Source organism: Escherichia sp. AM3 (genome assembly GCF_032029835.1).
In the GTDB taxonomy this organism is placed as follows: domain Bacteria; phylum Pseudomonadota; class Gammaproteobacteria; order Enterobacterales; family Enterobacteriaceae; genus Escherichia; species Escherichia coli.
This window is the reverse complement of the sequence record NZ_JAVUPQ010000024.1, coordinates 23,417-45,582: the sequence shown is the minus strand read 5'-3', so window position 1 is coordinate 45,582 and position 22,166 is coordinate 23,417. Positions and strand designations below refer to the sequence as shown.

The following is a 22,166-nucleotide window of genomic DNA, read 5'->3' as shown; positions in this document are numbered from 1 at the left end:
GTTTAAGTTAAGACTTGGACTGTTCAGGCTGAGCACCGCTTGCGGCTTGCTGGTTATTATCAGCGGTAACTTCTTGTGCTTTTACCTGGACACCAGGACGCACTTTCTGCAGCCCACTTATTACTACGCGATCGCCTGCTTTCAGACCTTCTGTCACCAGCCACTTATCGCCAATAGCCTGGCTTGCAACGATCGGACGGGTTTCCACTTTGTCATCCGCGCCAACTACCAGTACGGTGGCATCGCCACGCGGCGTACGGGTTACGCCCTGTTGCGGGACTAAAATAGCGTTTGGATTAAGCCCTTCTTCCAGACGTGCGCGCACGAACATACCCGGCAGCAGAGTGTGATCCGGGTTCGGGAAGATAGCGCGTAGGGTGATAGACCCAGTGGTCTGATCAACGGTAACGTCAGAGAATTCCAGCGTACCGTCCTGCGGGAACTTAATGCCGTCACTGGTGATCAGTGACACTTTGGCTTTGCCGTTCTCTTGTTTCAGCGTGCCATTCGCCAGTTCCTGTTTCAGGCGCAGGAAGTCGTTGCTGGACTGGGTCACATCAACGTAGATCGGATCAAGTTGCTGCACGGTTGCCAGCGCAGTCGCCTGACCGTTCTGTACCAATGCGCCTTCCGTCACGTTCGACTTACCAATGCGACCGCTAATCGGAGAGGTGACTTTGGTGTAAGCCAGATTGATCCGCGCAGTTTCAACGGCAGCTTTCGCCGCAGTTACCGCAGCATTCGCCTGTTGCGCATCAGCCAGAGCCTGATCGTACTCTTGCTTACTGATGTACTGAGTACCGAGCAGTTTCTGATAACGATTCACCGTCAATTGCGCGATATTGGCTGCAGCCTGGGCTTTCGCCAGATCACCTTTCGCACTGTCGTATGTCGCCTGATAGGTCGCAGGATCAATCTGATAGAGAGAGACACCTGCTTCGATGTCGCTACCTTCTTTGAAATTACGCTTCAGGATAATCCCGCTAACTTGAGGACGAACTTCTGCGATCCGGTAGGCACTGGTGCGACCCGGAAGCTCGGTTGTGATCTGCAGAGGTTCAGTTTTGACTGTTACTACGCCAACGGCGGGCATCTGCTGGCCACCTTGTTGGGCCTGTTTGTCGTCACATCCTGTTAGGGCTAAGCTGCCTGAGAGCATCAGAACGACCGCCAGAGGCGTAAACCCTCTGTTTTTGTTCATATGTAAACCTCGAGTGTCCGATTTCAAATTGGTCAATGGTCAAAAGTTAATAAACCCATTGCTGCGTTTATATTATCGTCGTGCTATGGTACATACATTCACAAATGTATGTAAATCTAACGCCTGTAAATTCACGAACATATGGCACGAAAAACCAAACAAGAAGCGCAAGAAACGCGCCAACACATCCTCGATGTGGCTCTACGTCTTTTCTCACAGCAGGGGGTATCATCCACCTCGCTGGGCGAGATTGCAAAAGCAGCTGGCGTTACGCGCGGTGCAATCTACTGGCATTTTAAAGACAAGTCGGATTTGTTCAGTGAGATCTGGGAACTGTCAGAATCCAATATTGGTGAACTAGAGCTTGAGTATCAGGCAAAATTCCCTGGCGATCCACTCTCAGTATTAAGAGAGATATTAATTCATGTTCTTGAATCCACGGTGACAGAAGAACGGCGTCGATTATTGATGGAGATTATATTCCACAAATGCGAATTTGTCGGAGAAATGGCTGTTGTGCAACAGGCACAACGTAATCTCTGTCTGGAAAGTTATGACCGTATAGAACAAACGTTAAAACATTGTATTGAAGCGAAAATGTTGCCTGCGGATTTAATGACGCGTCGCGCAGCAATTATTATGCGCGGCTATATTTCCGGCCTGATGGAAAACTGGCTCTTTGCCCCGCAATCTTTTGATCTTAAAAAAGAAGCCCGCGATTACGTTGCCATCTTACTGGAGATGTATCTCCTGTGCCCCACGCTTCGTAATCCTGCCACTAACGAATAATCCTGAATCTGACTCCAGGATTTTTCCTGGACATTTTCGTCGTTGCTATTCTGGTTCACTGCGTCGTGATATTCTTGCGGTTTGACTTTTTCAGGTCGTTCTTCAGGTTCAGAAACCTTCATTCATCATGACTATGTTCCAGTATTACAAACGATCACGGCATTTTGTTTTTTCAGCATTTATTGCTTTTGTTTTTGTCTTGTTATGCCAGAACACGGCGTTTGCGCGGGCGTCATCGAATGGTGATCTGCCGACAAAAGCGGACCTGCAGGCGCAACTTGACTCACTAAATAAACAAAAAGATCTTTCTGCTCAGGACAAACTGGTGCAGCAGGATCTGACAGATACATTAGCCACCCTCGATAAAATCGATCGCATAAAAGAAGAGACAGTTCAGCTACGGCAAAAAGTCGCTGAAGCGCCGGAAAAAATGCGCCAGGCGACCGCGGCGTTAACAGCACTTAGCGATGTCGATAACGACGAAGAAACGCGCAAAATTCTGAGCACGCTTTCGTTGCGCCAGCTGGAAACTCGCGTTGCCCAGGCGCTGGACGATTTGCAAAACGCACAAAACGATCTGGCGTCTTATAACAGCCAGCTGGTTTCGTTACAGACGCAGCCCGAACGCGTGCAAAATGCGATGTATAACGCTTCGCAGCAGCTGCAACAAATTCGCAGTCGTCTGGATGGGACTGATGTCGGCGAGACAGCCTTACGTCCCAGCCAGAAAGTGTTAATGCAGGCCCAGCAGGCGTTGCTGAATGCGGAGATTGACCAGCAGCGTAAAAGCCTGGAAGGGAACACCGTCTTGCAGGATACCTTGCAAAAGCAACGTGATTACGTGACGGCGAACAGCGCTCGTCTGGAGCACCAGTTACAACTGTTGCAAGAAGCGGTAAACAGCAAGCGCCTGACTTTAACCGAAAAAACGGCGCAGGAAGCCGTCTCCCCGGATGAAGCCGCGCGTATTCAGGCTAATCCGCTGGTGAAGCAGGAACTGGAAATTAACCAGCAGTTAAGTCAGCGTCTGATTACCGCGACTGAAAACGGTAATCAGTTGATGCAGCAAAACATTAAAGTCAAAAACTGGCTGGAGCGGGCGCTGCAATCGGAACGCAATATTAAAGAGCAGATTGCCGTCCTGAAGGGCAGCCTGCTGTTGTCTCGTATCCTTTACCAGCAACAACAAACGCTGCCCTCGGCGGATGAACTGGAAAACATGACCAACCGCATCGCGGATTTGCGTCTCGAACAGTTTGAAGTTAACCAGCAGCGTGATGCACTCTTCCAGAGCGATGCGTTCGTCAACAAACTGGAAGAAGGTCACACCAACGAAGTCAACAGCGAAGTTCACGATGCGTTATTGCAAGTGGTTGATATGCGTCGCGAATTGCTGGATCAACTCAACAAACAGTTGGGTAACCAGCTGATGATGGCCATTAACCTGCAAATCAACCAGCAGCAGTTAATGAGTGTGTCGAAAAACCTGAAATCCATCCTGACTCAGCAAATCTTTTGGGTGAACAGTAACCGTCCAATGGACTGGGACTGGATCAAAGCGTTCCCGCAAAGCCTGAAAGATGAATTTAAGTCGATGAAAATCACGGTGAACTGGCAAAAAGCCTGGCCCGCCGTTTTTATCGCTTTCCTTGCTGGTTTGCCGCTGCTGTTGATTGCCGGGCTGATCCACTGGCGTCTGGGCTGGCTGAAAGCGTATCAACAAAAACTGGCTTCCGCTGTGGGTTCCCTGCGTAACGACAGCCAGCTCAACACACCAAAAGCGATCCTTATCGACCTGATCCGTGCGCTGCCGGTGTGCCTGATTATTCTCGCGGTTGGCCTGATTCTGTTGACCATGCAGCTCAACATCAGCGAACTGCTATGGTCGTTCAGCAAAAAACTGGCGATATTCTGGCTGGTGTTTGGCCTGTGCTGGAAGGTACTGGAGAAAAACGGCGTTGCCGTACGTCACTTCGGCATGCCGGAACAGCAGACCAGCCACTGGCGTCGGCAAATTGTCCGCATCAGTCTCGCATTGCTGCCTATCCATTTCTGGTCTGTGGTGGCAGAACTTTCCCCGCTGCATCTGATGGATGATGTGCTGGGGCAAGCGATGATTTTCTTCAACCTGCTGCTGATTGCCTTCCTGGTATGGCCGATGTGCCGCGAAAGCTGGCGTGATAAAGAGTCGCACACCATGCGACTGGTCACCATTACCGTGCTGTCGATAATCCCGATTGCGCTGATGGTGCTGACTGCTACAGGCTACTTCTACACTACGCTGCGTCTGGCAGGACGCTGGATTGAAACCGTTTATCTGGTGATCATCTGGAACCTGCTGTACCAGACGGTACTGCGTGGCTTAAGCGTAGCGGCGCGGCGTATCGCCTGGCGTCGTGCGCTGGCGCGTCGGCAGAATCTGGTGAAAGAGGGCGCAGAAGGTGCTGAACCGCCGGAAGAACCCACCATTGCACTGGAGCAAGTTAACCAGCAGACGCTGCGTATTACCATGTTGCTGATGTTTGCGCTGTTCGGTGTCATGTTCTGGGCAATTTGGTCCGATTTGATCACCGTGTTCAGCTATCTCGACAGCATCACGCTCTGGCATTACAACGGCACTGAAGCTGGCGCTGCGGTGGTGAAAAACGTCACCATGGGCAGTCTGTTGTTTGCGATTATCGCCTCAATGGTGGCCTGGGCGTTGATTCGCAACCTGCCTGGTTTACTGGAAGTGCTGGTGCTCTCGCGACTGAATATGCGCCAGGGCGCGTCGTATGCCATTACTACCATCCTTAACTACATCATTATTGCTGTTGGTGCGATGACGGTGTTCGGATCGCTGGGCGTCTCTTGGGATAAACTCCAGTGGCTGGCCGCAGCATTATCCGTAGGTCTTGGTTTTGGTTTACAAGAAATTTTCGGTAACTTCGTCTCCGGTTTGATCATTCTATTCGAACGTCCGGTGCGTATTGGCGATACGGTAACCATTGGTAGCTTCTCGGGGACGGTAAGTAAGATCCGTATTCGTGCAACAACGATTACCGATTTCGATCGCAAAGAAGTGATCATCCCGAACAAAGCGTTTGTTACCGAGCGTCTGATCAACTGGTCGTTGACTGACACTACTACGCGTCTGGTGATCCGTCTCGGCGTGGCCTATGGCTCCGATCTGGAAAAAGTGCGTAAAGTGTTACTGAAGGCGGCGACTGAGCACCCAAGAGTGATGCACGAACCAATGCCGGAAGTCTTCTTTACGGCGTTTGGTGCCAGCACGTTGGATCATGAGCTGCGTCTGTATGTGCGTGAACTGCGTGACCGTAGTCGTACTGTCGATGAGCTGAACCGTACTATCGATCAGCTGTGCCGTGAAAACGACATCAACATTGCCTTTAACCAGCTTGAAGTGCATCTGCACAACGAGAAGGGCGATGAGGTGACGGAAGTAAAACGCGACTACAAAGGCGACGATCCGACACCAGCGGTTGGGTAATAACCAAAGGGGGCGACATTTAGTTGCCCCGAGATTACTGACAAAGTGCGCGTTGTTCATGCCGGATGCGGCGTGACCGCCTTATCCGGCCTACGAAACCGCAAGAATTCAATATATTGCAGGAGCGGTGTAGGCCTGATAAGCGTAGCGCATCAGGCAGTTTTGCGTTTGCCCACAATCTTAGAGGACATTTAGCGGCCCCATTTATTTCTCACTTTTCCGCCTCATCATCGCGCGTTAATTTCTTTTCATAATCGCGTTTTACAATATCCAGCGCGCGCAGCACGGTGCGGGCTGGGATCTGATTTTCTTCCAGCAGCACAATCAAATCGACAGCCAGTTTGACATCGTCAGGGGCATTTTCAAGTGACATACTCTCTCCATTGCTAGCGGGTTAAGCGCGCTAGCCTGTTTTCGATTTTTTCCAGCGCATGGCGGCAGCGTGCCAGGCGCGCTTCATAGGCTTCCACTTCACGATGCAGCGTTTGCTGTTCCACGAGATCGGTCACCCGCACCAGGCGGGCTCTGCGTTCGGCAACCATCTCACGTAGCCGCCGCTCAAAATCCTGATGCTGAATACGTTTACGCTGCCAGCGGGCAATTTTCGGTGGCGCACTGTCCCACTCGCGCAATGACCAGGCGGAGGCTTCACGCGCGATGGCTTCCAGTTGTGCCGCCAGATGTTCCGCCAGCCAGGCCACTTGCGGCAGCTGTTGCTGCTCAACTGCATGACGAAGCGCAGCCAGATTATCGCCCGCCTCGTCGAGACAAGCCTGTAGTGTTGTCGCACGAGTCTGAAAAAGATGCCTGTCGAAACGAGCACTTAGCGTGGCGAACTGTGACACCGGGGCACAACGCTGACGCAGCGTAGCGAGCTGTCCTTCCAGTTTTTCCAGCAGCAGGGCGGTTTTCACGATAAGACCTCAATGAAAATGATAATTGTTATGCTAAAGTAGCCACTCTGTAAGCTGACAACACTCAATATGCAACGAATCATTTTAATCATCATTGGCTGGCTGGCGGTAGTGCTGGGTACGCTGGGCGTGGTATTACCGGTATTACCGACGACGCCGTTTATCCTGCTGGCGGCCTGGTGCTTTGCCCGTTCTTCCCCGCGCTTTCACGCCTGGTTGCTGTACCGCTCATGGTTTGGCAGCTATCTACGTTTCTGGCAGAAACATCATGCGATGCCGCGCGGCGTCAAACCGCGGGCGATTTTGCTTATTTTGCTCACGTTTGCCATTTCTCTGTGGTTCGTCCAGATGCCATGGGTGCGCATCATGTTGCTGGTAATTCTCGCCTGTTTGCTTTTCTATATGTGGCGAATTCCGGTGATTGATGAAAAGCAAGAAAAGCACTGAAGCACAACAATCGCAGTTGCAATTATTGCGTACAGCCAGTACATTCTGGCGTTTTCGAGCACAGGCGCAGGCGGTCAAAGGTTAAACAACTGTTACTTTTGATACGTTTAAAACGCGCCGTGAGTACCACCGTAACAAGCAGGCATACACTTATGACCGCGACTGCACAGCAGCTTGAGTATCTCAAAAATAGCATCAAAAGCATTCAGGACTACCCAAAACCCGGCATTCTTTTCCGCGATGTCACCAGCTTACTGGAAGACCCGAAAGCTTACGCTCTCAGCATCGACTTGCTGGTTGAGCGTTACAAAAATGCGGGCATTACCAAAGTTGTCGGCACCGAAGCGCGTGGCTTCTTGTTTGGCGCTCCGGTAGCTCTGGGTCTGGGCGTTGGCTTTGTGCCGGTCCGTAAACCGGGCAAACTGCCGCGTGAAACTATCAGTGAAACTTACGATCTGGAATACGGCACCGATCAGCTGGAGATCCACGTTGATGCCATCAAACCGGGCGACAAAGTTCTGGTGGTGGACGATCTGCTGGCAACCGGCGGCACTATCGAAGCGACCGTTAAACTGATCCGTCGTCTGGGTGGTGAAGTGGCTGACGCTGCGTTCATTATCAACCTGTTCGATCTCGGCGGCGAACAGCGTCTCGAAAAACAGGGCATTACCAGCTACAGCCTTGTCCCGTTCCCGGGCCATTAATTATCGCCAGTCTTGTGCTGCCCACGCTACGGACAGCACAAGATGTGCATTCAGCCTCGCCGTTCTGACGGGGCTGTGTTAGCATTACCCCTTCGTGAATCCACCTTCCAGCGTTTCAGAGCCTGCCAATGAGTTATCAGGTCTTAGCCCGAAAATGGCGCCCACAAACCTTTGCTGACGTTGTCGGCCAGGAACATGTGCTGACCGCACTGGCGAACGGCTTGTCGTTAGGGCGTATTCATCATGCTTATCTTTTTTCCGGCACCCGTGGCGTCGGAAAAACCTCTATCGCCCGACTGCTGGCGAAGGGGCTAAACTGCGAAACCGGCATTACCGCGACGCCGTGCGGCGTGTGCGATAACTGTCGTGAAATCGAGCAGGGGCGCTTTGTCGATCTGATTGAAATCGACGCCGCCTCGCGCACCAAAGTTGAAGATACCCGCGACCTGCTGGATAACGTCCAGTACGCTCCGGCGCGTGGTCGTTTCAAAGTTTATCTGATCGACGAAGTGCATATGCTGTCGCGCCACAGCTTTAACGCACTGTTAAAAACCCTTGAAGAGCCGCCGGAGCACGTTAAGTTTCTGCTGGCGACGACCGATCCACAGAAATTGCCGGTGACGATTTTGTCACGCTGTCTGCAATTTCATCTCAAGGCGCTGGATGTCGAGCAAATTCGCCATCAGCTTGAGCACATCCTCAACGAAGAATATATCGCTCACGAGCCGCGGGCGTTGCAATTGCTGGCGCGCGCCGCTGAAGGCAGCCTGCGAGATGCCTTAAGTCTGACCGACCAGGCGATTGCCAGCGGTGACGGCCAGGTTTCAACCCAGGCGGTCAGTGCGATGCTGGGTACGCTTGACGACGATCAGGCGCTGTCGCTGGTTGAAGCGATGGTCGAGGCCAACGGCGAGCGCGTAATGGCGCTGATTAATGAAGCCGCTGCCCGTGGTATCGAGTGGGAAGCGTTGCTGGTGGAAATGCTCGGTCTGTTGCATCGTATTGCGATGGTACAACTTTCGCCTGCTGCACTTGGCAACGACATGGCCGCCATCGAGCTGCGGATGCGTGAACTGGCGCGCACCATACCGCCGACGGATATTCAGCTTTACTATCAGACGCTGTTGATTGGTCGCAAAGAATTACCGTATGCGCCGGACCGCCGCATGGGCGTTGAGATGACGCTGCTGCGCGCGCTGGCATTCCATCCGCGTATGCCGCTGCCTGAGCCAGAAGTGCCACGCCAGTCCTTTGCACCTGTCGCACCAACGGCAGTAATGACGCCAACCCAGGTGCCGCCGCAACCGCAATCAGCGCCGCAGCAGGCTCCGACTGTACCGCTCCCGGAAACCACCAGCCAGGTGCTGGCGGCGCGCCAGCAGTTGCAGCGCGTGCAGGGAGCAACCAAAGCAAAAAAGAGTGAACCGGCAGCCGCTACCCGCGCGCGGCCGGTGAATAACGCTGCGCTGGAAAGACTGGCTTCGGTCACCGATCGCGTTCAGGCGCGTCCGGTGCCATCGGCGCTGGAAAAAGCGCCAGCTAAAAAAGAAGCGTATCGCTGGAAGGCGACCACTCCGGTGATGCAGCAAAAAGAAGTGGTCGCCACGCCGAAGGCGCTGAAAAAAGCGCTGGAACATGAAAAAACGCCGGAACTGGCGGCGAAGCTGGCGGCAGAAGCCATTGAGCGCGACGCGTGGGCGGCACAGGTTAGCCAACTTTCGCTACCAAAACTGGTCGAACAGGTGGCCTTAAATGCCTGGAAAGAGGAGAGCGACAACGCAGTATGTCTGCATTTGCGCACCTCTCAGCGGCATTTGAACAACCGCGGTGCACAGCAAAAACTGGCTGAAGCGTTGAGCACGTTAAAAGGTTCAACGGTTGAACTGACTATCGTTGAAGATGATAATCCCGCGGTGCGTACGCCGCTGGAATGGCGTCAGGCGATATACGAAGAAAAACTTGCGCAGGCGCGCGAGTCCATTATTGCGGATAATAATATTCAGACCCTGCGTCGATTCTTCGATGCGGAGCTGGATGAAGACAGTATCCGCCCCATTTGATCGTAAGCACAGCTTACGTTCGTCATCCTTAACGTGATTGAGAGAGAAACCTATGTTTGGTAAAGGCGGTCTGGGTAACCTGATGAAGCAAGCCCAGCAGATGCAAGAAAAAATGCAGAAAATGCAGGAAGAGATCGCGCAGCTGGAAGTTACCGGCGAATCTGGCGCAGGTCTGGTAAAAGTGACCATCAACGGTGCACACAACTGCCGTCGCGTAGAGATCGACCCGAGCCTGCTGGAAGACGACAAAGAGATGCTGGAAGACCTGGTGGCTGCAGCATTCAACGACGCAGCACGTCGTATTGAAGAAACGCAGAAAGAAAAAATGGCCTCTGTATCCTCCGGAATGCAGCTGCCGCCTGGCTTTAAGATGCCGTTCTGATGCAAACCAGCCCGCTGTTAACACAGCTTATGGAAGCACTGCGCTGTCTGCCGGGCGTTGGCCCGAAGTCGGCGCAGCGTATGGCGTTCACGCTGCTTCAGCGCGATCGTAGCGGCGGGATGCGTCTGGCGCAGGCGCTCACCCGGGCGATGTCGGAAATCGGCCACTGCGCCGATTGCCGCACTTTCACCGAACAGGAAGTCTGTAACATCTGTTCGAATCCGCGTCGTCAGGAAAACGGTCAAATCTGCGTGGTGGAGAGTCCGGCGGACATCTACGCCATTGAGCAGACGGGGCAGTTTTCAGGTCGTTATTTTGTGTTGATGGGGCATCTGTCACCGCTGGACGGCATCGGTCCGGATGATATCGGGCTTGATCGTCTGGAACAGCGTCTGGCAGAGGAAAAAATCACTGAAGTGATCCTCGCCACCAACCCCACGGTTGAAGGTGAAGCTACCGCTAACTACATTGCCGAGCTTTGCGCGCAATATGACGTGGAAGCCAGCCGAATCGCTCATGGCGTTCCGGTTGGCGGCGAGCTGGAAATGGTCGACGGCACCACGTTGTCACACTCCCTTGCCGGGCGTCATAAGATTCGTTTTTAAGCAAACGAGAGCAGGATCACCTGCTCTCGCTTGAAATTATTCTCCCTTGTCCCCATCTCTCCCACATCCTGTTTTTAACCTTAAAATGGCATTATTGAGGTAGACCTACATGAAAGGACAAGAAACTCGTGGTTTTCAGTCAGAAGTGAAACAGCTTCTGCACCTGATGATCCATTCTCTCTATTCCAATAAAGAAATCTTCCTGCGTGAGCTTATCTCTAACGCCTCCGATGCGGCGGACAAGCTGCGTTTCCGTGCGCTCTCTAACCCGGACCTGTACGAAGGTGATGGCGAACTACGCGTTCGTGTCTCTTTCGATAAAGACAAGCGTACGCTGACCATCTCCGATAACGGCGTGGGGATGACCCGCGACGAAGTGATTGACCATCTGGGGACTATCGCTAAATCCGGTACCAAATCATTCCTCGAATCCCTGGGTTCTGACCAGGCGAAAGACAGCCAGCTGATCGGTCAGTTTGGTGTTGGTTTCTACTCTGCGTTTATCGTGGCCGACAAAGTGACCGTGCGTACTCGCGCGGCAGGCGAAAAACCAGAAAACGGCGTCTTCTGGGAATCGGCTGGCGAAGGTGAATATACCGTTGCCGACATCACCAAAGAAGATCGTGGTACTGAAATCACCCTGCATCTGCGTGAAGGCGAAGACGAGTTCCTCGATGACTGGCGCGTGCGTTCCATCATCAGCAAATACTCCGACCATATCGCGCTGCCGGTAGAGATCGAAAAACGCGAAGAGAAAGACGGCGAAACCGTTATCTCCTGGGAGAAAATCAACAAAGCGCAGGCGCTGTGGACTCGTAACAAGTCGGAAATCACCGATGAAGAGTACAAAGAGTTCTACAAACACATCGCCCACGACTTTAATGATCCGCTGACCTGGAGCCACAACCGTGTTGAAGGTAAGCAGGAGTACACCAGCCTGCTGTACATCCCGTCCCAGGCTCCGTGGGATATGTGGAACCGCGATCATAAACACGGCCTGAAACTGTATGTTCAGCGTGTGTTCATCATGGACGACGCAGAACAGTTCATGCCGAACTATCTGCGCTTCGTGCGTGGTCTGATTGACTCCAGCGATCTGCCGCTGAACGTTTCCCGTGAAATCCTCCAGGACAGCACGGTAACGCGTAACCTGCGCAATGCGCTGACCAAGCGTGTGCTGCAAATGCTGGAAAAACTGGCGAAAGACGACGCGGAAAAATACCAGACCTTCTGGCAACAGTTTGGCCTGGTACTGAAAGAAGGTCCGGCGGAAGATTTCGCTAACCAGGAAGCGATCGCCAAACTGCTGCGTTTTGCTTCTACCCATACCGATTCTTCTGCGCAGACCGTATCTCTGGAAGACTACGTTTCCCGCATGAAAGAAGGGCAGGAGAAAATCTACTACATCACCGCAGACAGCTATGCGGCAGCGAAGAGCAGCCCGCACCTGGAACTGCTGCGTAAGAAAGGCATCGAAGTTCTGCTGCTTTCCGACCGCATCGATGAGTGGATGATGAACTATCTGACTGAGTTCGACGGTAAACCGTTCCAGTCGGTGTCTAAAGTTGACGAGTCGCTTGAAAAACTGGCTGACGAAGTTGATGAGAGCGCGAAAGAAGCGGAGAAAGCACTGACTCCGTTCATCGACCGTGTGAAAGCCCTGCTCGGCGAGCGCGTGAAAGATGTCCGTCTGACTCACCGTCTGACCGATACGCCAGCGATCGTTTCGACCGACGCGGACGAAATGAGCACTCAGATGGCGAAACTGTTCGCTGCGGCGGGCCAGAAAGTGCCAGAAGTGAAATACATCTTCGAACTGAACCCGGATCACGTACTGGTGAAACGTGCGGCAGATACTGAAGATGAAGCGAAGTTCAGCGAGTGGGTAGAACTGCTGCTGGATCAGGCGCTGCTGGCAGAACGCGGCACGCTGGAAGATCCGAACCTGTTTATTCGTCGTATGAACCAGCTGCTGGTTTCCTGATGTCATGCCGGATGACCTTTGTGTCATCCGGCATTTTTCTTTTCATCATCTGCACTTTCCGCAAATTATCTCGCCATTAACCGTTTCAGCCTCAGGTGCCTTTCTTGAGGCAATCGCCTGTTGGTGGTATCGTTTATCGCTTTTTCAAAAAATTCGACACATTTTAAGGGGATTTTCGCAATGCGTATCATTCTGCTTGGCGCTCCGGGCGCGGGGAAAGGGACTCAGGCTCAGTTCATCATGGAGAAATATGGTATTCCGCAAATCTCCACTGGCGATATGCTGCGTGCTGCGGTCAAATCTGGCTCCGAGCTGGGTAAACAAGCAAAAGACATTATGGATGCTGGCAAACTGGTCACCGACGAACTGGTGATCGCGCTGGTTAAAGAGCGCATTGCTCAGGAAGACTGCCGTAATGGTTTCCTGTTGGACGGCTTCCCGCGTACCATTCCGCAGGCAGACGCGATGAAAGAAGCGGGCATCAATGTTGATTACGTTCTGGAATTTGATGTACCGGACGAACTGATCGTTGACCGTATCGTGGGTCGCCGTGTTCACGCGCCGTCTGGCCGTGTTTATCACGTTAAATTCAATCCGCCGAAAGTAGAAGGTAAAGACGACGTTACCGGTGAAGAGCTGACCACCCGTAAAGATGATCAGGAAGAAACCGTACGTAAACGTCTGGTTGAATATCATCAGATGACTGCGCCGCTGATTGGCTACTATTCAAAAGAAGCTGAAGCGGGTAATACCAAATACGCGAAAGTTGACGGCACCAAGCCGGTTGCTGAAGTTCGCGCTGATCTGGAAAAAATCCTCGGCTAATTCGAAAGCGCGCACGGACAGTCCCCTCGCCCCCTCGGGGAGAGGGTTAGGGTGAGGGGAACAGGCCCGCACAAGCAAACTTATCAGCAATCTCAGGCCGGATATTCATTCGGCCTTTTACAAAAACCTCAATCTGCGCTATTCCTTTTTCTGATTTGACCTCTCACAGCAATTAGTTCTTCTTCCTCACTTTTCCGCTACAATTATCAACAAGTTGAATCGATAAGAGGCGGTAATGCGTCAGACTAAAACCGGTATCCTGCTGGCAAACCTGGGTACGCCCGATGCCCCCACACCTGAAGCGGTAAAACGCTATCTGAAACAATTTTTAAGCGACAGACGCGTGGTTGATACCTCACGGTTGTTATGGTGGCCATTGCTGCGCGGCGTGATTTTGCCGCTGCGCTCGCCGCGTGTGGCGAAGCTGTATGCCTCTGTCTGGATGGAAGGTGGCTCGCCGCTGATGGTTTACAGCCGTCAGCAACAGCAGGCGCTGGCACAACGTTTACCGGAGACGCCCGTAGCGCTGGGAATGAGCTACGGCTCGCCATCACTGGAAAGCGCCGTAGATGAACTCCTGGCAGAGCATGTAGATCATATTGTGGTGCTGCCGCTTTATCCGCAATACTCCTGTTCAACGGTCGGTGCGGTATGGGATGAACTGGCACGCATTCTGGCGCGCAAACGTAGCATTCCGGGGATATCGTTTATTCGTGATTACGCTGATAACCACGATTACATTAATGCACTGGCGAACAGCGTACGCGCTTCTTTTGCCAAACATGGCGAACCGGATCTGCTGCTGCTCTCTTATCATGGCATTCCCCAGCGTTATGCAGATGAAGGCGATGATTACCCGCAACGTTGCCGCACAACGACTCGCGAACTGGCTTCCGCACTGGGGATGGCACCGGAAAAAGTGATGATGACCTTTCAGTCGCGCTTTGGTCGGGAACCCTGGCTGATGCCTTATACCGACGAAACGCTGAAAATGCTCGGAGAAAAAGGCGTAGGTCATATACAGGTGATGTGCCCGGGCTTTGCTGCGGATTGTCTGGAGACGCTGGAAGAGATTGCCGAGCAAAACCGTGAGGTCTTCCTCGGTGCCGGCGGGAAAAAATATGAATATATTCCAGCGCTTAATGCCACGCCGGAACATATTGAAATGATGGCTAATCTTGTTGCCGCGTATCGCTAAAGCTGAGCGGTAAAGAACTGAGCGCCGTCGCGAAGAGCCTCGTCGGCGGTTTTCATCATCCGTGAATAATGCAAAAAGGCGTGCAGCGTGCCTGGGTAGAGTTTGAACTCACAGGGCTGCTGATGCGCCGCTAACGTCTGGTAAAGCAGACGGCTGTCATCCAGCAGCGGATCGAACTCCGCCCCGGCAATAAAACAGGGCGGAACTTCGCGAGTGAGATCATTATTAAACAGACAGTAATACGGCGACTCGCGGTCCGCGTCGTTGCTTAAATACGCCTCTTCATACATCTGCAAATCCTGTTGCGTTAAGCCATCCCAGACACCGCCCAACAGACGACGAGTCACGGAATCCCGTAATCCGTAAAGCCCATACCACAGCAAAACACCCGCAATTTTACCGCAATCGATCTGTTTATCACGCAACCACAACGCACTGGCGAGCGCCAGCATGGCACCTGCGGAATCACCGGCAAAGCCAATGCGGGACATATTGATTTGATAATCCTCCGCCTGCTGGTGGAAATAACAACAAGCAGCCACAATTTCCTCTATCGCTTGCGGAAAACGCGCTTCAGGTGAAAGGGTGTAATCAATACCAATCACCGTACATTGGCTGTAGCTTGCCAGCAGGCGCATGATGCGATCGTGGGTATCGAGATTGCCGAGAATAAAACCGCCTCCATGCAAATAAAATAGCGTCGCCGGGCTATCTGGCTGCGGACAAAAGAGACGTGTTTCCACCTGCCCATATTTTGTTGGAACCATGTAAGCTCTGGTTGCCATTTCTGGAGCGCCCGCATTCCAGAATCGGCGCTCAAGCGTGTAATACTGTCGTTGCTCAGCAATCGTTCCCGTTGCGGGCCAGGGCGGTAAATCCGGCTGAAGAGTATTCACAACGGTCTTCATTCCAGCAGAAATAAGGTCCAGAACAGGTGATTTGTTTTCCGGCTTCATACAAAAACTCCTTTCAAATTACGTCATTGTAAGGAACCACTGCCATGAAAATGCGATCCCGCCTGCTGATATTGAAACTGGCTGCGTCTCGCGCGCTCCCGTCAGATTGTGTTAACATTCGCCGCTCAGTTAACCACCCGTAAAAACAACCATGAAATTTCCCGGTAAACGTAAATCCAAACATTACTTCCCTGTAAATGCACGCGATCCGCTGCTTCAGCAGTTCCAGCCAGAAAACGAAACCAGCGCCGCCTGGGTAGTGGGTATCGATCAAACGCTGGTCGATATTGAAGCGAAAGTGGATGACGAATTCATTGAGCGTTATGGATTAAGCGCCGGGCATTCACTGGTGATTGAGGATGACGTAGCCGAAGCGCTTTATCAGGAACTAAAACAGAAAAACCTGATTACCCATCAGTTTGCGGGTGGCACTATTGGTAACACCATGCACAACTACTCGGTGCTCGCGGACGACCGTTCGGTGCTGCTGGGCGTCATGTGCAGCAATATTGAAATTGGCAGCTATGCCTATCGTTACCTGTGTAACACCTCCAGCCGTACCGATCTTAACTATCTACAAGGCGTGGATGGTCCGATTGGTCGTTGCTTTACGCTGATTGGCGAGTCCGGGGAACGTACCTTTGCTATCAGCCCTGGCCACATGAACCAGCTGCGGGCTGAAAGTATTCCGGAAGATGTGATTGCCGGAGCCTCGGCACTGGTTCTCACCTCTTATCTGGTGCGTTGCAAGCCGGGTGAACCCATGCCGGAAGCAACCATGAAAGCCATTGAGTACGCGAAGAAATATAACGTACCGGTGGTGCTGACGCTGGGAACTAAGTTTGTCATTGCCGAGAATCCGCAGTGGTGGCAGCAATTCCTCAAAGACCACGTCTCTATCCTTGCGATGAACGAAGATGAAGCCGAAGCGTTGACCGGAGAAAGCGATCCGTTGTTGGCATCTGACAAGGCGCTGGACTGGGTAGATCTGGTGCTGTGCACCGCCGGGCCAATCGGCTTGTATATGGCGGGCTTTACCGAAGACGAAGCGAAACGTAAAACCCAGCATCCGCTGCTGCCGGGCGCTATAGCGGAATTCAACCAGTATGAGTTTAGCCGCGCCATGCGCCACAAGGATTGCCAGAATCCGCTGCGTGTATATTCGCACATTGCGCCGTACATGGGCGGGCCGGAAAAAATCATGAACACTAATGGAGCGGGGGATGGCGCATTGGCAGCGTTGCTGCATGACATTACCGCCAACAGCTACCATCGTAGCAACGTACCAAACTCCAGCAAACATAAATTCACCTGGTTAACTTATTCATCGTTAGCGCAGGTGTGTAAATATGCTAACCGTGTGAGCTATCAGGTACTGAACCAGCATTCACCTCGTTTAACGCGCGGCTTGCCGGAGCGTGAAGACAGCCTGGAAGAGTCTTACTGGGATCGTTAAGTTATCGTCGGTTCGTAGGCCAGATAAGGCGTTCACGCCGCATCTGGCATTTGGCTCTCGATGCCTGATGCGACGCTGGCGCGTCTTATCATGCCTACATATTTTTCATATTTTACATCCGGCAACCACCGTTTACCCCGTCACCACCTCACCCGCCGGTGGCGTTTCCAGCAGTTCCAGCATGGTACGGGCGATTTCACGCTCGCCCATCACTACCTGATTCGCACCACGTTCGGTGATATACGCCACTTCATCGTCATAATGGGCGCGGGCAATAATCTCAATATCCGGATTTTTCGCGCGGGCAGATGCCACAATCTCACCCGCTTCATAACCGTTGGGAATCGTCAGGATCAGCCATTTTGCACATTCCAGATGCGCCAGTTGCATAATTTCTTCGTTCGCCGCATTGCCCAATACTGCGCGGACCCCGCGCTCTCGCAGCTCATCAACACGGGTTCGTGACGTCTCAATCACCACCAGCGGAATATCAGAGGCGAGCAATTTCTCCCCCAGCAGGCTGCCTACACGACCGTAACCCACCAGTAGCGCATGGTTGCAAATATCCACTGGGATCTGCTTCTCTTCTTCGATTGCCTCTTCCAGCGTCTGCTCTTCCAGCGTTTCGGTCTTCGCCAGATATTTCTCCAGTAGTGCGAACAGTACCGGGTTGAGCATAATCGACAGGATCGCCCCTGCCAGTACCAGGTTTTGTCCGGCCTGCGGCAGTAAATTCAATGCCATTCCCAGTCCCGCCAGGATAAACGCGAACTCACCAATCTGCGCCAGGCTGGCGGCGATGGTTAATGCCGTACGTTGGGAGTGACCAAACAGTCGCACCAGGAAAAATGCGGCTAACGACTTACCAAACAGAATAATCGCCAGCGTCGCCAGCACTGCCAGCGGTTGCTGAATCAGAATTAACGGATCAAACAACATCCCGACGGAGACAAAAAACAGCACCGCAAACGCGTCGCGCAATGGCAGCGTATCGTGGGCGGCACGGTGACTCAGTTCAGACTCGTTCAGTACCATCCCGGCAAAGAACGCACCGAGTGCAAAGGAGACATCAAACAGCTCTACCGCACCAAAGGCAACCCCTAACGCCAGCGCCAGCACCGACAGGGTAAACAGCTCGCGAGAACCGGTTGCCGCGCTGCGTGCCATAATCCACGGCACCAGACGGCGACCTACCAGCATCATAATGGCGATAAATGCGATCACTTTGCCGATGGTGATCCCCATATCGACTGCAAGAGTGGCAAAGCCCACATCGCCCTGTTCCATCATTCCTGCCACTGCGGGCAGCAACACCAGCGTCAGAACCATTACCAGGTCTTCCACAATCAACCAACCGATGGCGATTTGCCCACGCTGACTGTCAATTAATTGCCGTTCTTCAAGTGCGCGCAGTAACACCACGGTACTGGCGGTGGAAAGACATAAACCGAACACGATACCGGTCATTAACGACCAGCCCAGCACGGCAGAGAGCGCCATACCCAGCAGCGTCGCCACGGCTATCTGGGCGATCGCACCGGGAATGGCGATGGCCTTTACCGCCATCAAATCCTTCAGCGAAAAGTGCAAACCGACGCCAAACATCAACAGAATGACGCCCAGTTCAGCCAGTTCCGGCGCAAGCTTGGTATCGGCAACAAAGCCCGGAGTGAATGGTCCTGCCAGCACACCCGCTAACAGATATCCCACCAGAGGAGAAATACGTAGTTTATTGGCCAGCATGCCGAGGATAAAGGCGAGCACAAGGCCGCCAACAATGGTGGTGATAAGCGGGGTGGCGTGATGCATTCCGTCTCCTTTTCCTGGTGGTTATTGTCCATTTTTGGCCGGGAAAACCAAAATTACAGGTAATAGTTTATGACAATTTCATTGATGATGTTCATGAATAATTATTGAATTTTGCAGAAAAATGGAATTAGCTGCAAAAAAAGCACGGATCGGAAAACAGAAGGCGGTTTAACAGAGGAAAGGCTTATGGCGACTGTAAAACGATGCAGCCAAAGTTTGCCTTTGGCTGCAATGAAATCAGTCTTTATGCCGGTTATCAGGCAGGAATATGGTCAACATCCCCAATAGTGGCAGGAAAGCACAGATTTTATAGACTAACTCGATGCTGGTGTGATCGGCGATAAGCCCCAGAACTGCCGCTCCCAGACCTCCCATGCCAAAAGCAAAACCGAAAAAGAGTCCAGAAACCATACCGATACGTCCCGGAAGTAGCTCCTGAGCGTAGACCAGAATGGCAGAGAATGCCGAAGCGAGGATAAATCCAATAATCACCGTTAAAACCCCCGTCCAGTGCAGGCTGGCGTAGGGTAAAATCAGCGTAAACGGCGCAACGCCGAGGATAGAGCCCCAAATCACATATTTCCGTCCAATTTTATCCCCTACAGGCCCGCCGATCACCGTACCTGCCGCAACGGCAAACAGGAAGGCAAACAGATGAAGCTGGGCATTCTGGATAGATAATCCGAATTTTTGCATCAGATAAAAGGTGTAATAGCTGCTGATGCTCGCCATATAGAAATATTTCGAGAAAATGAGGATTAACAGAATGCTGACTGCCAGTACCACTTTGTTGCGCGGCAGTGGATTGATTATCGTCGCTTTGGGTTTTCCTTTATTCATTCGGTGCTGTGCCGAGTACCAACGGCTGATTTGTGCCAACACCACGATCGCCAGCAGTGCCGCAAGCACAAACCAGGCAACGTTGCCTTTGCCATAAGGCGCGATAATCACCGCCGCCAGCAAGGGTCCCAGGGAACTGCCAAAGTTGCCGCCGACCTGAAAGATAGATTGTGCCAGGCCATGCCGCCCGCCGGAAGCCATACGGGCCACGCGAGAAGATTCCGGATGAAAGACCGATGAACCGGTACCGACCAGCGCCGCCGCCAGCAGAACTGCGCCAAAACTGCCCGCCAGCGCAAGCAGCACCAGACCACTTAAGGTAAAGCACATGCCAATTGGCAACGACCACGGCATCGGATATTTATCGGTCCAGTAGCCGACCACTGGTTGCAGTAGCGAAGAGGCGAGCTGGAAGGTGAGGGTTATCATGCCAATCTGCATAAATGTCAGAGAAAATTCTGACTGAAGCAGCGGATAAATCGCCAGAATCAGCGATTGGATCATGTCGTTCAGCAGATGTGAGAGGCTGATAGCACCTAAAATACCAAACGATGTTCGGGCCTTGGTCGTTGACGCAGCCGCGCCCGCCACAGGCTGGGGTTGTTCACTCATTGCCATAGGAAAGTCACTTTTTCAGGGTTGCGATGTAAAGAATGATCTTATTTGTGATTATTACCCGACTAACATACCTGTATGCGTCGTCTGAAGGAAGTCTCAACGCCGAATACAGAATTTCTAATCTGGATGCAGATTTATCTTCACCGGACGCAGACTTGTCTATGATGTCGCGTCATACTATTTTTCAACACGTTGAAATCAGGTCAGGGAGAGAAGTATGAAATTATTGCAGCGGGGCGTGGCGTTAGCGCTGTTAACCACATTTACACTGGCGAGTGAAACTGCTCTGGCGTATGAGCAGGATAAAACCTACAAAATTACAGTTCTGCATACCAATGATCATCATGGGCATTTTTGGCGCAATGAATATGGCGAATATGGTCTGGCGGCGCAAAAAACGCTGGTGGATGGTATCCGCAAAGAGGTTGCGGCTGAAGGCGGTAGCGTGCTGCTACTTTCCGGTGGCGACATTAACACTGGCGTGCCCGAGTCTGACTTACAGGATGCCGAACCTGATTTTCGCGGTATGAATCTGGTGGGCTATGACGCGATGGCGATCGGTAATCATGAATTTGATAATCCGCTCACCGTATTACGCCAGCAGGAAAAGTGGGCCAAGTTCCCGTTGCTTTCCGCGAATATCTACCAGAAAAGTACTGGCGAGCGCCTGTTTAAACCGTGGGCGCTGTTTAAGCGTCAGGATCTGAAAATTGCCGTTATTGGGCTGACAACCGATGACACAGCAAAAATTGGTAACCCGGAATACTTCACTGATATCGAATTTCGTAAGCCCGCCGATGAAGCGAAGCTGGTGATTCAGGAGCTGCAACAGACAGAAAAGCCAGACATTATTATCGCGGCGACCCATATGGGGCATTACGATAATGGTGAGCACGGCTCTAACGCACCGGGCGATGTGGAGATGGCACGCGCGCTGCCTGCCGGATCGCTGGCGATGATCGTCGGTGGTCACTCGCAAGATCCGGTCTGCATGGCGGCAGAAAACAAAAAACAGGTCGATTACGTGCCGGGTACGCCATGCAAACCAGATCAACAAAACGGCATCTGGATTGTGCAGGCGCATGAGTGGGGCAAATACGTGGGACGGGCTGATTTTGAGTTTCGTAATGGCGAAATGAAAATGGTTAACTACCAGCTGATTCCGGTGAACCTGAAGAAGAAAGTGACCTGGGAAGACGGGAAAAGCGAGCGCGTGCTTTACACTCCTGAAATCGCTGAAAACCAGCAAATGATCTCGCTGTTATCACCGTTCCAGAACAAAGGCAAAGCGCAGCTGGAAGTGAAAATAGGCGAAACCAATGGTCGTCTGGAAGGCGATCGTGACAAAGTGCGTTTTGTACAGACCAATATGGGGCGGTTGATTCTGGCAGCCCAAATGGATCGCACTGGTGCCGACTTTGCGGTGATGAGCGGAGGCGGAATTCGTGATTCTATCGAAGCAGGCGATATCAGCTATAAAAACGTGCTGAAAGTGCAGCCATTCGGCAATGTGGTGGTGTATGCCGACATGACCGGTAAAGAGGTGATTGATTACCTGACCGCCGTCGCGCAGATGAAGCCAGATTCAGGTGCCTACCCGCAATTTGCCAACGTTAGCTTTGTGGCGAAAGACGGCAAACTGAACGACCTTAAAATCAAAGGCGAACCGGTCGATCCGGCGAAAACTTACCGTATGGCGACATTAAACTTCAATGCCACCGGCGGTGATGGATATCCGCGCCTTGATAACAAACCGGGCTATGTGAATACCGGCTTTATTGATGCCGAAGTGCTGAAAGCGTATATCCAGAAAAGCTCGCCGCTGGATGTGAGTGTTTATGAACCGAAAGGTGAGGTGAGCTGGCAGTAATCCGAAAGTGCCGGATGT

The 22,166-nt window shown here is 52.4% G+C and carries 18 protein-coding genes and 1 other annotated feature; of the genes, 12 read left to right on the top strand and 6 right to left on the bottom strand.

The genetic code is table 11. The features are described from left to right. Nucleotides 1-7: 7 nt before the first annotated feature. On the bottom strand, nt 8-1,201 hold the full coding sequence (acrA, locus tag RTW80_RS11535) for a multidrug efflux RND transporter periplasmic adaptor subunit AcrA (RefSeq protein ID WP_001295324.1): 1,194 nt from the start codon (nt 1,199-1,201) through the stop codon (nt 8-10). A 141-nt stretch (nt 1,202-1,342) separates the two neighbouring features. On the opposite strand from acrA, the gene acrR reads away from it, so the two are divergent. Beyond that, entirely contained in the window at nt 1,343-1,990 is a 648-nt protein-coding gene (gene acrR, locus RTW80_RS11530; RefSeq protein WP_000101737.1) for a multidrug efflux transporter transcriptional repressor AcrR, read from the top strand. 127 nt (nt 1,991-2,117) lie between these two features. Further along, entirely contained in the window at nt 2,118-5,480 is a 3,363-nt protein-coding gene (gene mscK / locus RTW80_RS11525) for a mechanosensitive channel MscK (protein WP_000177732.1), read from the top strand. A gap of 211 nt (nt 5,481-5,691) precedes the next feature. On the opposite strand, the gene rsmS is transcribed toward mscK, so the two are convergent. Further along, the gene (rsmS, locus tag RTW80_RS11520) at nt 5,692-5,853 is read right to left on the bottom strand and encodes a pleiotropic regulatory protein RsmS (protein ID WP_000051146.1); all 162 of its coding nucleotides are present in this window, start codon (nt 5,851-5,853) and stop codon (nt 5,692-5,694) included. A gap of 13 nt (nt 5,854-5,866) precedes the next feature. Then, entirely contained in the window at nt 5,867-6,394 is a 528-nt protein-coding gene (gene priC, locus RTW80_RS11515; RefSeq protein WP_000844876.1) for a primosomal replication protein N'', read from the bottom strand. A gap of 69 nt (nt 6,395-6,463) precedes the next feature. Between priC and RTW80_RS11510 the strand changes: the two genes are divergently transcribed. From RTW80_RS11510 to hemH, 8 genes are all read left to right on the top strand, one after another. Continuing rightward, nucleotides 6,464-6,841 carry a DUF454 family protein gene (locus tag RTW80_RS11510; RefSeq protein WP_001188905.1) on the top strand — a complete coding sequence of 126 codons (378 nt, stop codon included), beginning with the start codon at nt 6,464-6,466 and terminating at the stop codon, nt 6,839-6,841. A gap of 152 nt (nt 6,842-6,993) precedes the next feature. Beyond that, a complete protein-coding gene (gene apt, locus RTW80_RS11505) occupies nt 6,994-7,545 on the top strand; it encodes an adenine phosphoribosyltransferase (protein ID WP_000127356.1) in 552 nt (183 codons plus the stop codon). A 128-nt stretch (nt 7,546-7,673) separates the two neighbouring features. Beyond that, nucleotides 7,674-9,605, top strand: a complete 1,932-nt coding sequence (gene dnaX / locus RTW80_RS11500; protein ID WP_063119223.1) for a DNA polymerase III subunit gamma/tau — start codon at nt 7,674-7,676, stop codon at nt 9,603-9,605. Then, nucleotides 8,938-9,002 (top strand) — a sequence feature (DnaX frameshifting element). It overlaps the preceding gene by 65 nt. Before the next feature lie 52 nt (nt 9,606-9,657). Beyond that, nucleotides 9,658-9,987: a YbaB/EbfC family nucleoid-associated protein gene (locus RTW80_RS11495; protein WP_000467098.1), complete on the top strand. Its 330-nt coding sequence runs from the start codon at nt 9,658-9,660 to the stop codon at nt 9,985-9,987. After that, nucleotides 9,987-10,592, top strand: coding sequence for a recombination mediator RecR (recR, locus tag RTW80_RS11490; protein ID WP_001195025.1), 606 nt, complete (start codon nt 9,987-9,989; stop codon nt 10,590-10,592). Before RTW80_RS11495 ends, recR begins: the two co-directional genes overlap by 1 nt. 109 nt (nt 10,593-10,701) lie before the next feature. Further along, nucleotides 10,702-12,576 (top strand): molecular chaperone HtpG, encoded by a 1,875-nt coding sequence (gene htpG / locus RTW80_RS11485; protein ID WP_000678201.1) that lies wholly within the window; start codon nt 10,702-10,704, stop codon nt 12,574-12,576. A 180-nt stretch (nt 12,577-12,756) separates the two neighbouring features. After that, nucleotides 12,757-13,401 carry an adenylate kinase gene (gene adk / locus RTW80_RS11480; protein ID WP_001220233.1) on the top strand — a complete coding sequence of 215 codons (645 nt, stop codon included), beginning with the start codon at nt 12,757-12,759 and terminating at the stop codon, nt 13,399-13,401. 235 nt (nt 13,402-13,636) lie between these two features. Beyond that, on the top strand, nt 13,637-14,599 hold the full coding sequence (gene hemH / locus RTW80_RS11475; RefSeq protein ID WP_001250117.1) for a ferrochelatase: 963 nt from the start codon (nt 13,637-13,639) through the stop codon (nt 14,597-14,599). Here hemH and aes read toward each other — a convergent pair. Beyond that, entirely contained in the window at nt 14,596-15,555 is a 960-nt protein-coding gene (gene aes, locus RTW80_RS11470; RefSeq protein ID WP_000801865.1) for an acetyl esterase, read from the bottom strand. The genes hemH and aes overlap by 4 nt on opposite strands. Nucleotides 15,556-15,706: 151 nt before the next feature. Between aes and gsk the strand changes: the two genes are divergently transcribed. Then, a complete protein-coding gene (gsk, locus tag RTW80_RS11465; RefSeq protein WP_000671574.1) occupies nt 15,707-17,011 on the top strand; it encodes an inosine/guanosine kinase in 1,305 nt (434 codons plus the stop codon). A 132-nt stretch (nt 17,012-17,143) separates the two neighbouring features. Here the strand turns inward: gsk and ybaL are convergent, their stop codons facing one another. Both ybaL and fsr read right to left on the bottom strand, forming a co-directional pair. Continuing rightward, nucleotides 17,144-18,820, bottom strand: a complete 1,677-nt coding sequence (gene ybaL, locus RTW80_RS11460; RefSeq protein ID WP_000546237.1) for a YbaL family putative K(+) efflux transporter — start codon at nt 18,818-18,820, stop codon at nt 17,144-17,146. A gap of 237 nt (nt 18,821-19,057) precedes the next feature. Continuing rightward, the gene (gene fsr, locus RTW80_RS11455) at nt 19,058-20,278 is read right to left on the bottom strand and encodes a fosmidomycin MFS transporter (protein WP_001251608.1); all 1,221 of its coding nucleotides are present in this window, start codon (nt 20,276-20,278) and stop codon (nt 19,058-19,060) included. A gap of 217 nt (nt 20,279-20,495) precedes the next feature. Here fsr and ushA point away from each other — a divergent pair, with 217 nt between their 5' ends. Beyond that, entirely contained in the window at nt 20,496-22,148 is a 1,653-nt protein-coding gene (gene ushA / locus RTW80_RS11450) for a bifunctional UDP-sugar hydrolase/5'-nucleotidase (protein WP_000771748.1), read from the top strand. The last annotated feature ends 18 nt before the right edge of the window (nt 22,149-22,166 follow it).

Excerpts from the sequence above, each read along its gene's own strand:
- fsr (WP_001251608.1), bottom strand. The coding sequence starts at position 20,278 with ATGGCAATGAGTGAACAACCCCAGCCTGTGGCGGGCGCGGCTGCGTCA.
- dnaX (WP_063119223.1), top strand. The coding sequence starts at position 7,674 with ATGAGTTATCAGGTCTTAGCCCGAAAATGGCGCCCACAAACCTTTGCT.
- RTW80_RS11510 (WP_001188905.1), top strand. The coding sequence starts at position 6,464 with ATGCAACGAATCATTTTAATCATCATTGGCTGGCTGGCGGTAGTGCTG.
- htpG (WP_000678201.1), top strand. The coding sequence starts at position 10,702 with ATGAAAGGACAAGAAACTCGTGGTTTTCAGTCAGAAGTGAAACAGCTT.
- adk (WP_001220233.1), top strand. The coding sequence starts at position 12,757 with ATGCGTATCATTCTGCTTGGCGCTCCGGGCGCGGGGAAAGGGACTCAG.
- apt (WP_000127356.1), top strand. The coding sequence starts at position 6,994 with ATGACCGCGACTGCACAGCAGCTTGAGTATCTCAAAAATAGCATCAAA.
- ushA (WP_000771748.1), top strand. The coding sequence starts at position 20,496 with ATGAAATTATTGCAGCGGGGCGTGGCGTTAGCGCTGTTAACCACATTT.
- aes (WP_000801865.1), bottom strand. The coding sequence starts at position 15,555 with ATGAAGCCGGAAAACAAATCACCTGTTCTGGACCTTATTTCTGCTGGA.
- RTW80_RS11495 (WP_000467098.1), top strand. The coding sequence starts at position 9,658 with ATGTTTGGTAAAGGCGGTCTGGGTAACCTGATGAAGCAAGCCCAGCAG.
- rsmS (WP_000051146.1), bottom strand. The coding sequence starts at position 5,853 with ATGTCACTTGAAAATGCCCCTGACGATGTCAAACTGGCTGTCGATTTG.
- acrR (WP_000101737.1), top strand. The coding sequence starts at position 1,343 with ATGGCACGAAAAACCAAACAAGAAGCGCAAGAAACGCGCCAACACATC.
- hemH (WP_001250117.1), top strand. The coding sequence starts at position 13,637 with ATGCGTCAGACTAAAACCGGTATCCTGCTGGCAAACCTGGGTACGCCC.
- gsk (WP_000671574.1), top strand. The coding sequence starts at position 15,707 with ATGAAATTTCCCGGTAAACGTAAATCCAAACATTACTTCCCTGTAAAT.
- mscK (WP_000177732.1), top strand. The coding sequence starts at position 2,118 with ATGACTATGTTCCAGTATTACAAACGATCACGGCATTTTGTTTTTTCA.
- acrA (WP_001295324.1), bottom strand. The coding sequence starts at position 1,201 with ATGAACAAAAACAGAGGGTTTACGCCTCTGGCGGTCGTTCTGATGCTC.
- ybaL (WP_000546237.1), bottom strand. The coding sequence starts at position 18,820 with ATGCATCACGCCACCCCGCTTATCACCACCATTGTTGGCGGCCTTGTG.
- recR (WP_001195025.1), top strand. The coding sequence starts at position 9,987 with ATGCAAACCAGCCCGCTGTTAACACAGCTTATGGAAGCACTGCGCTGT.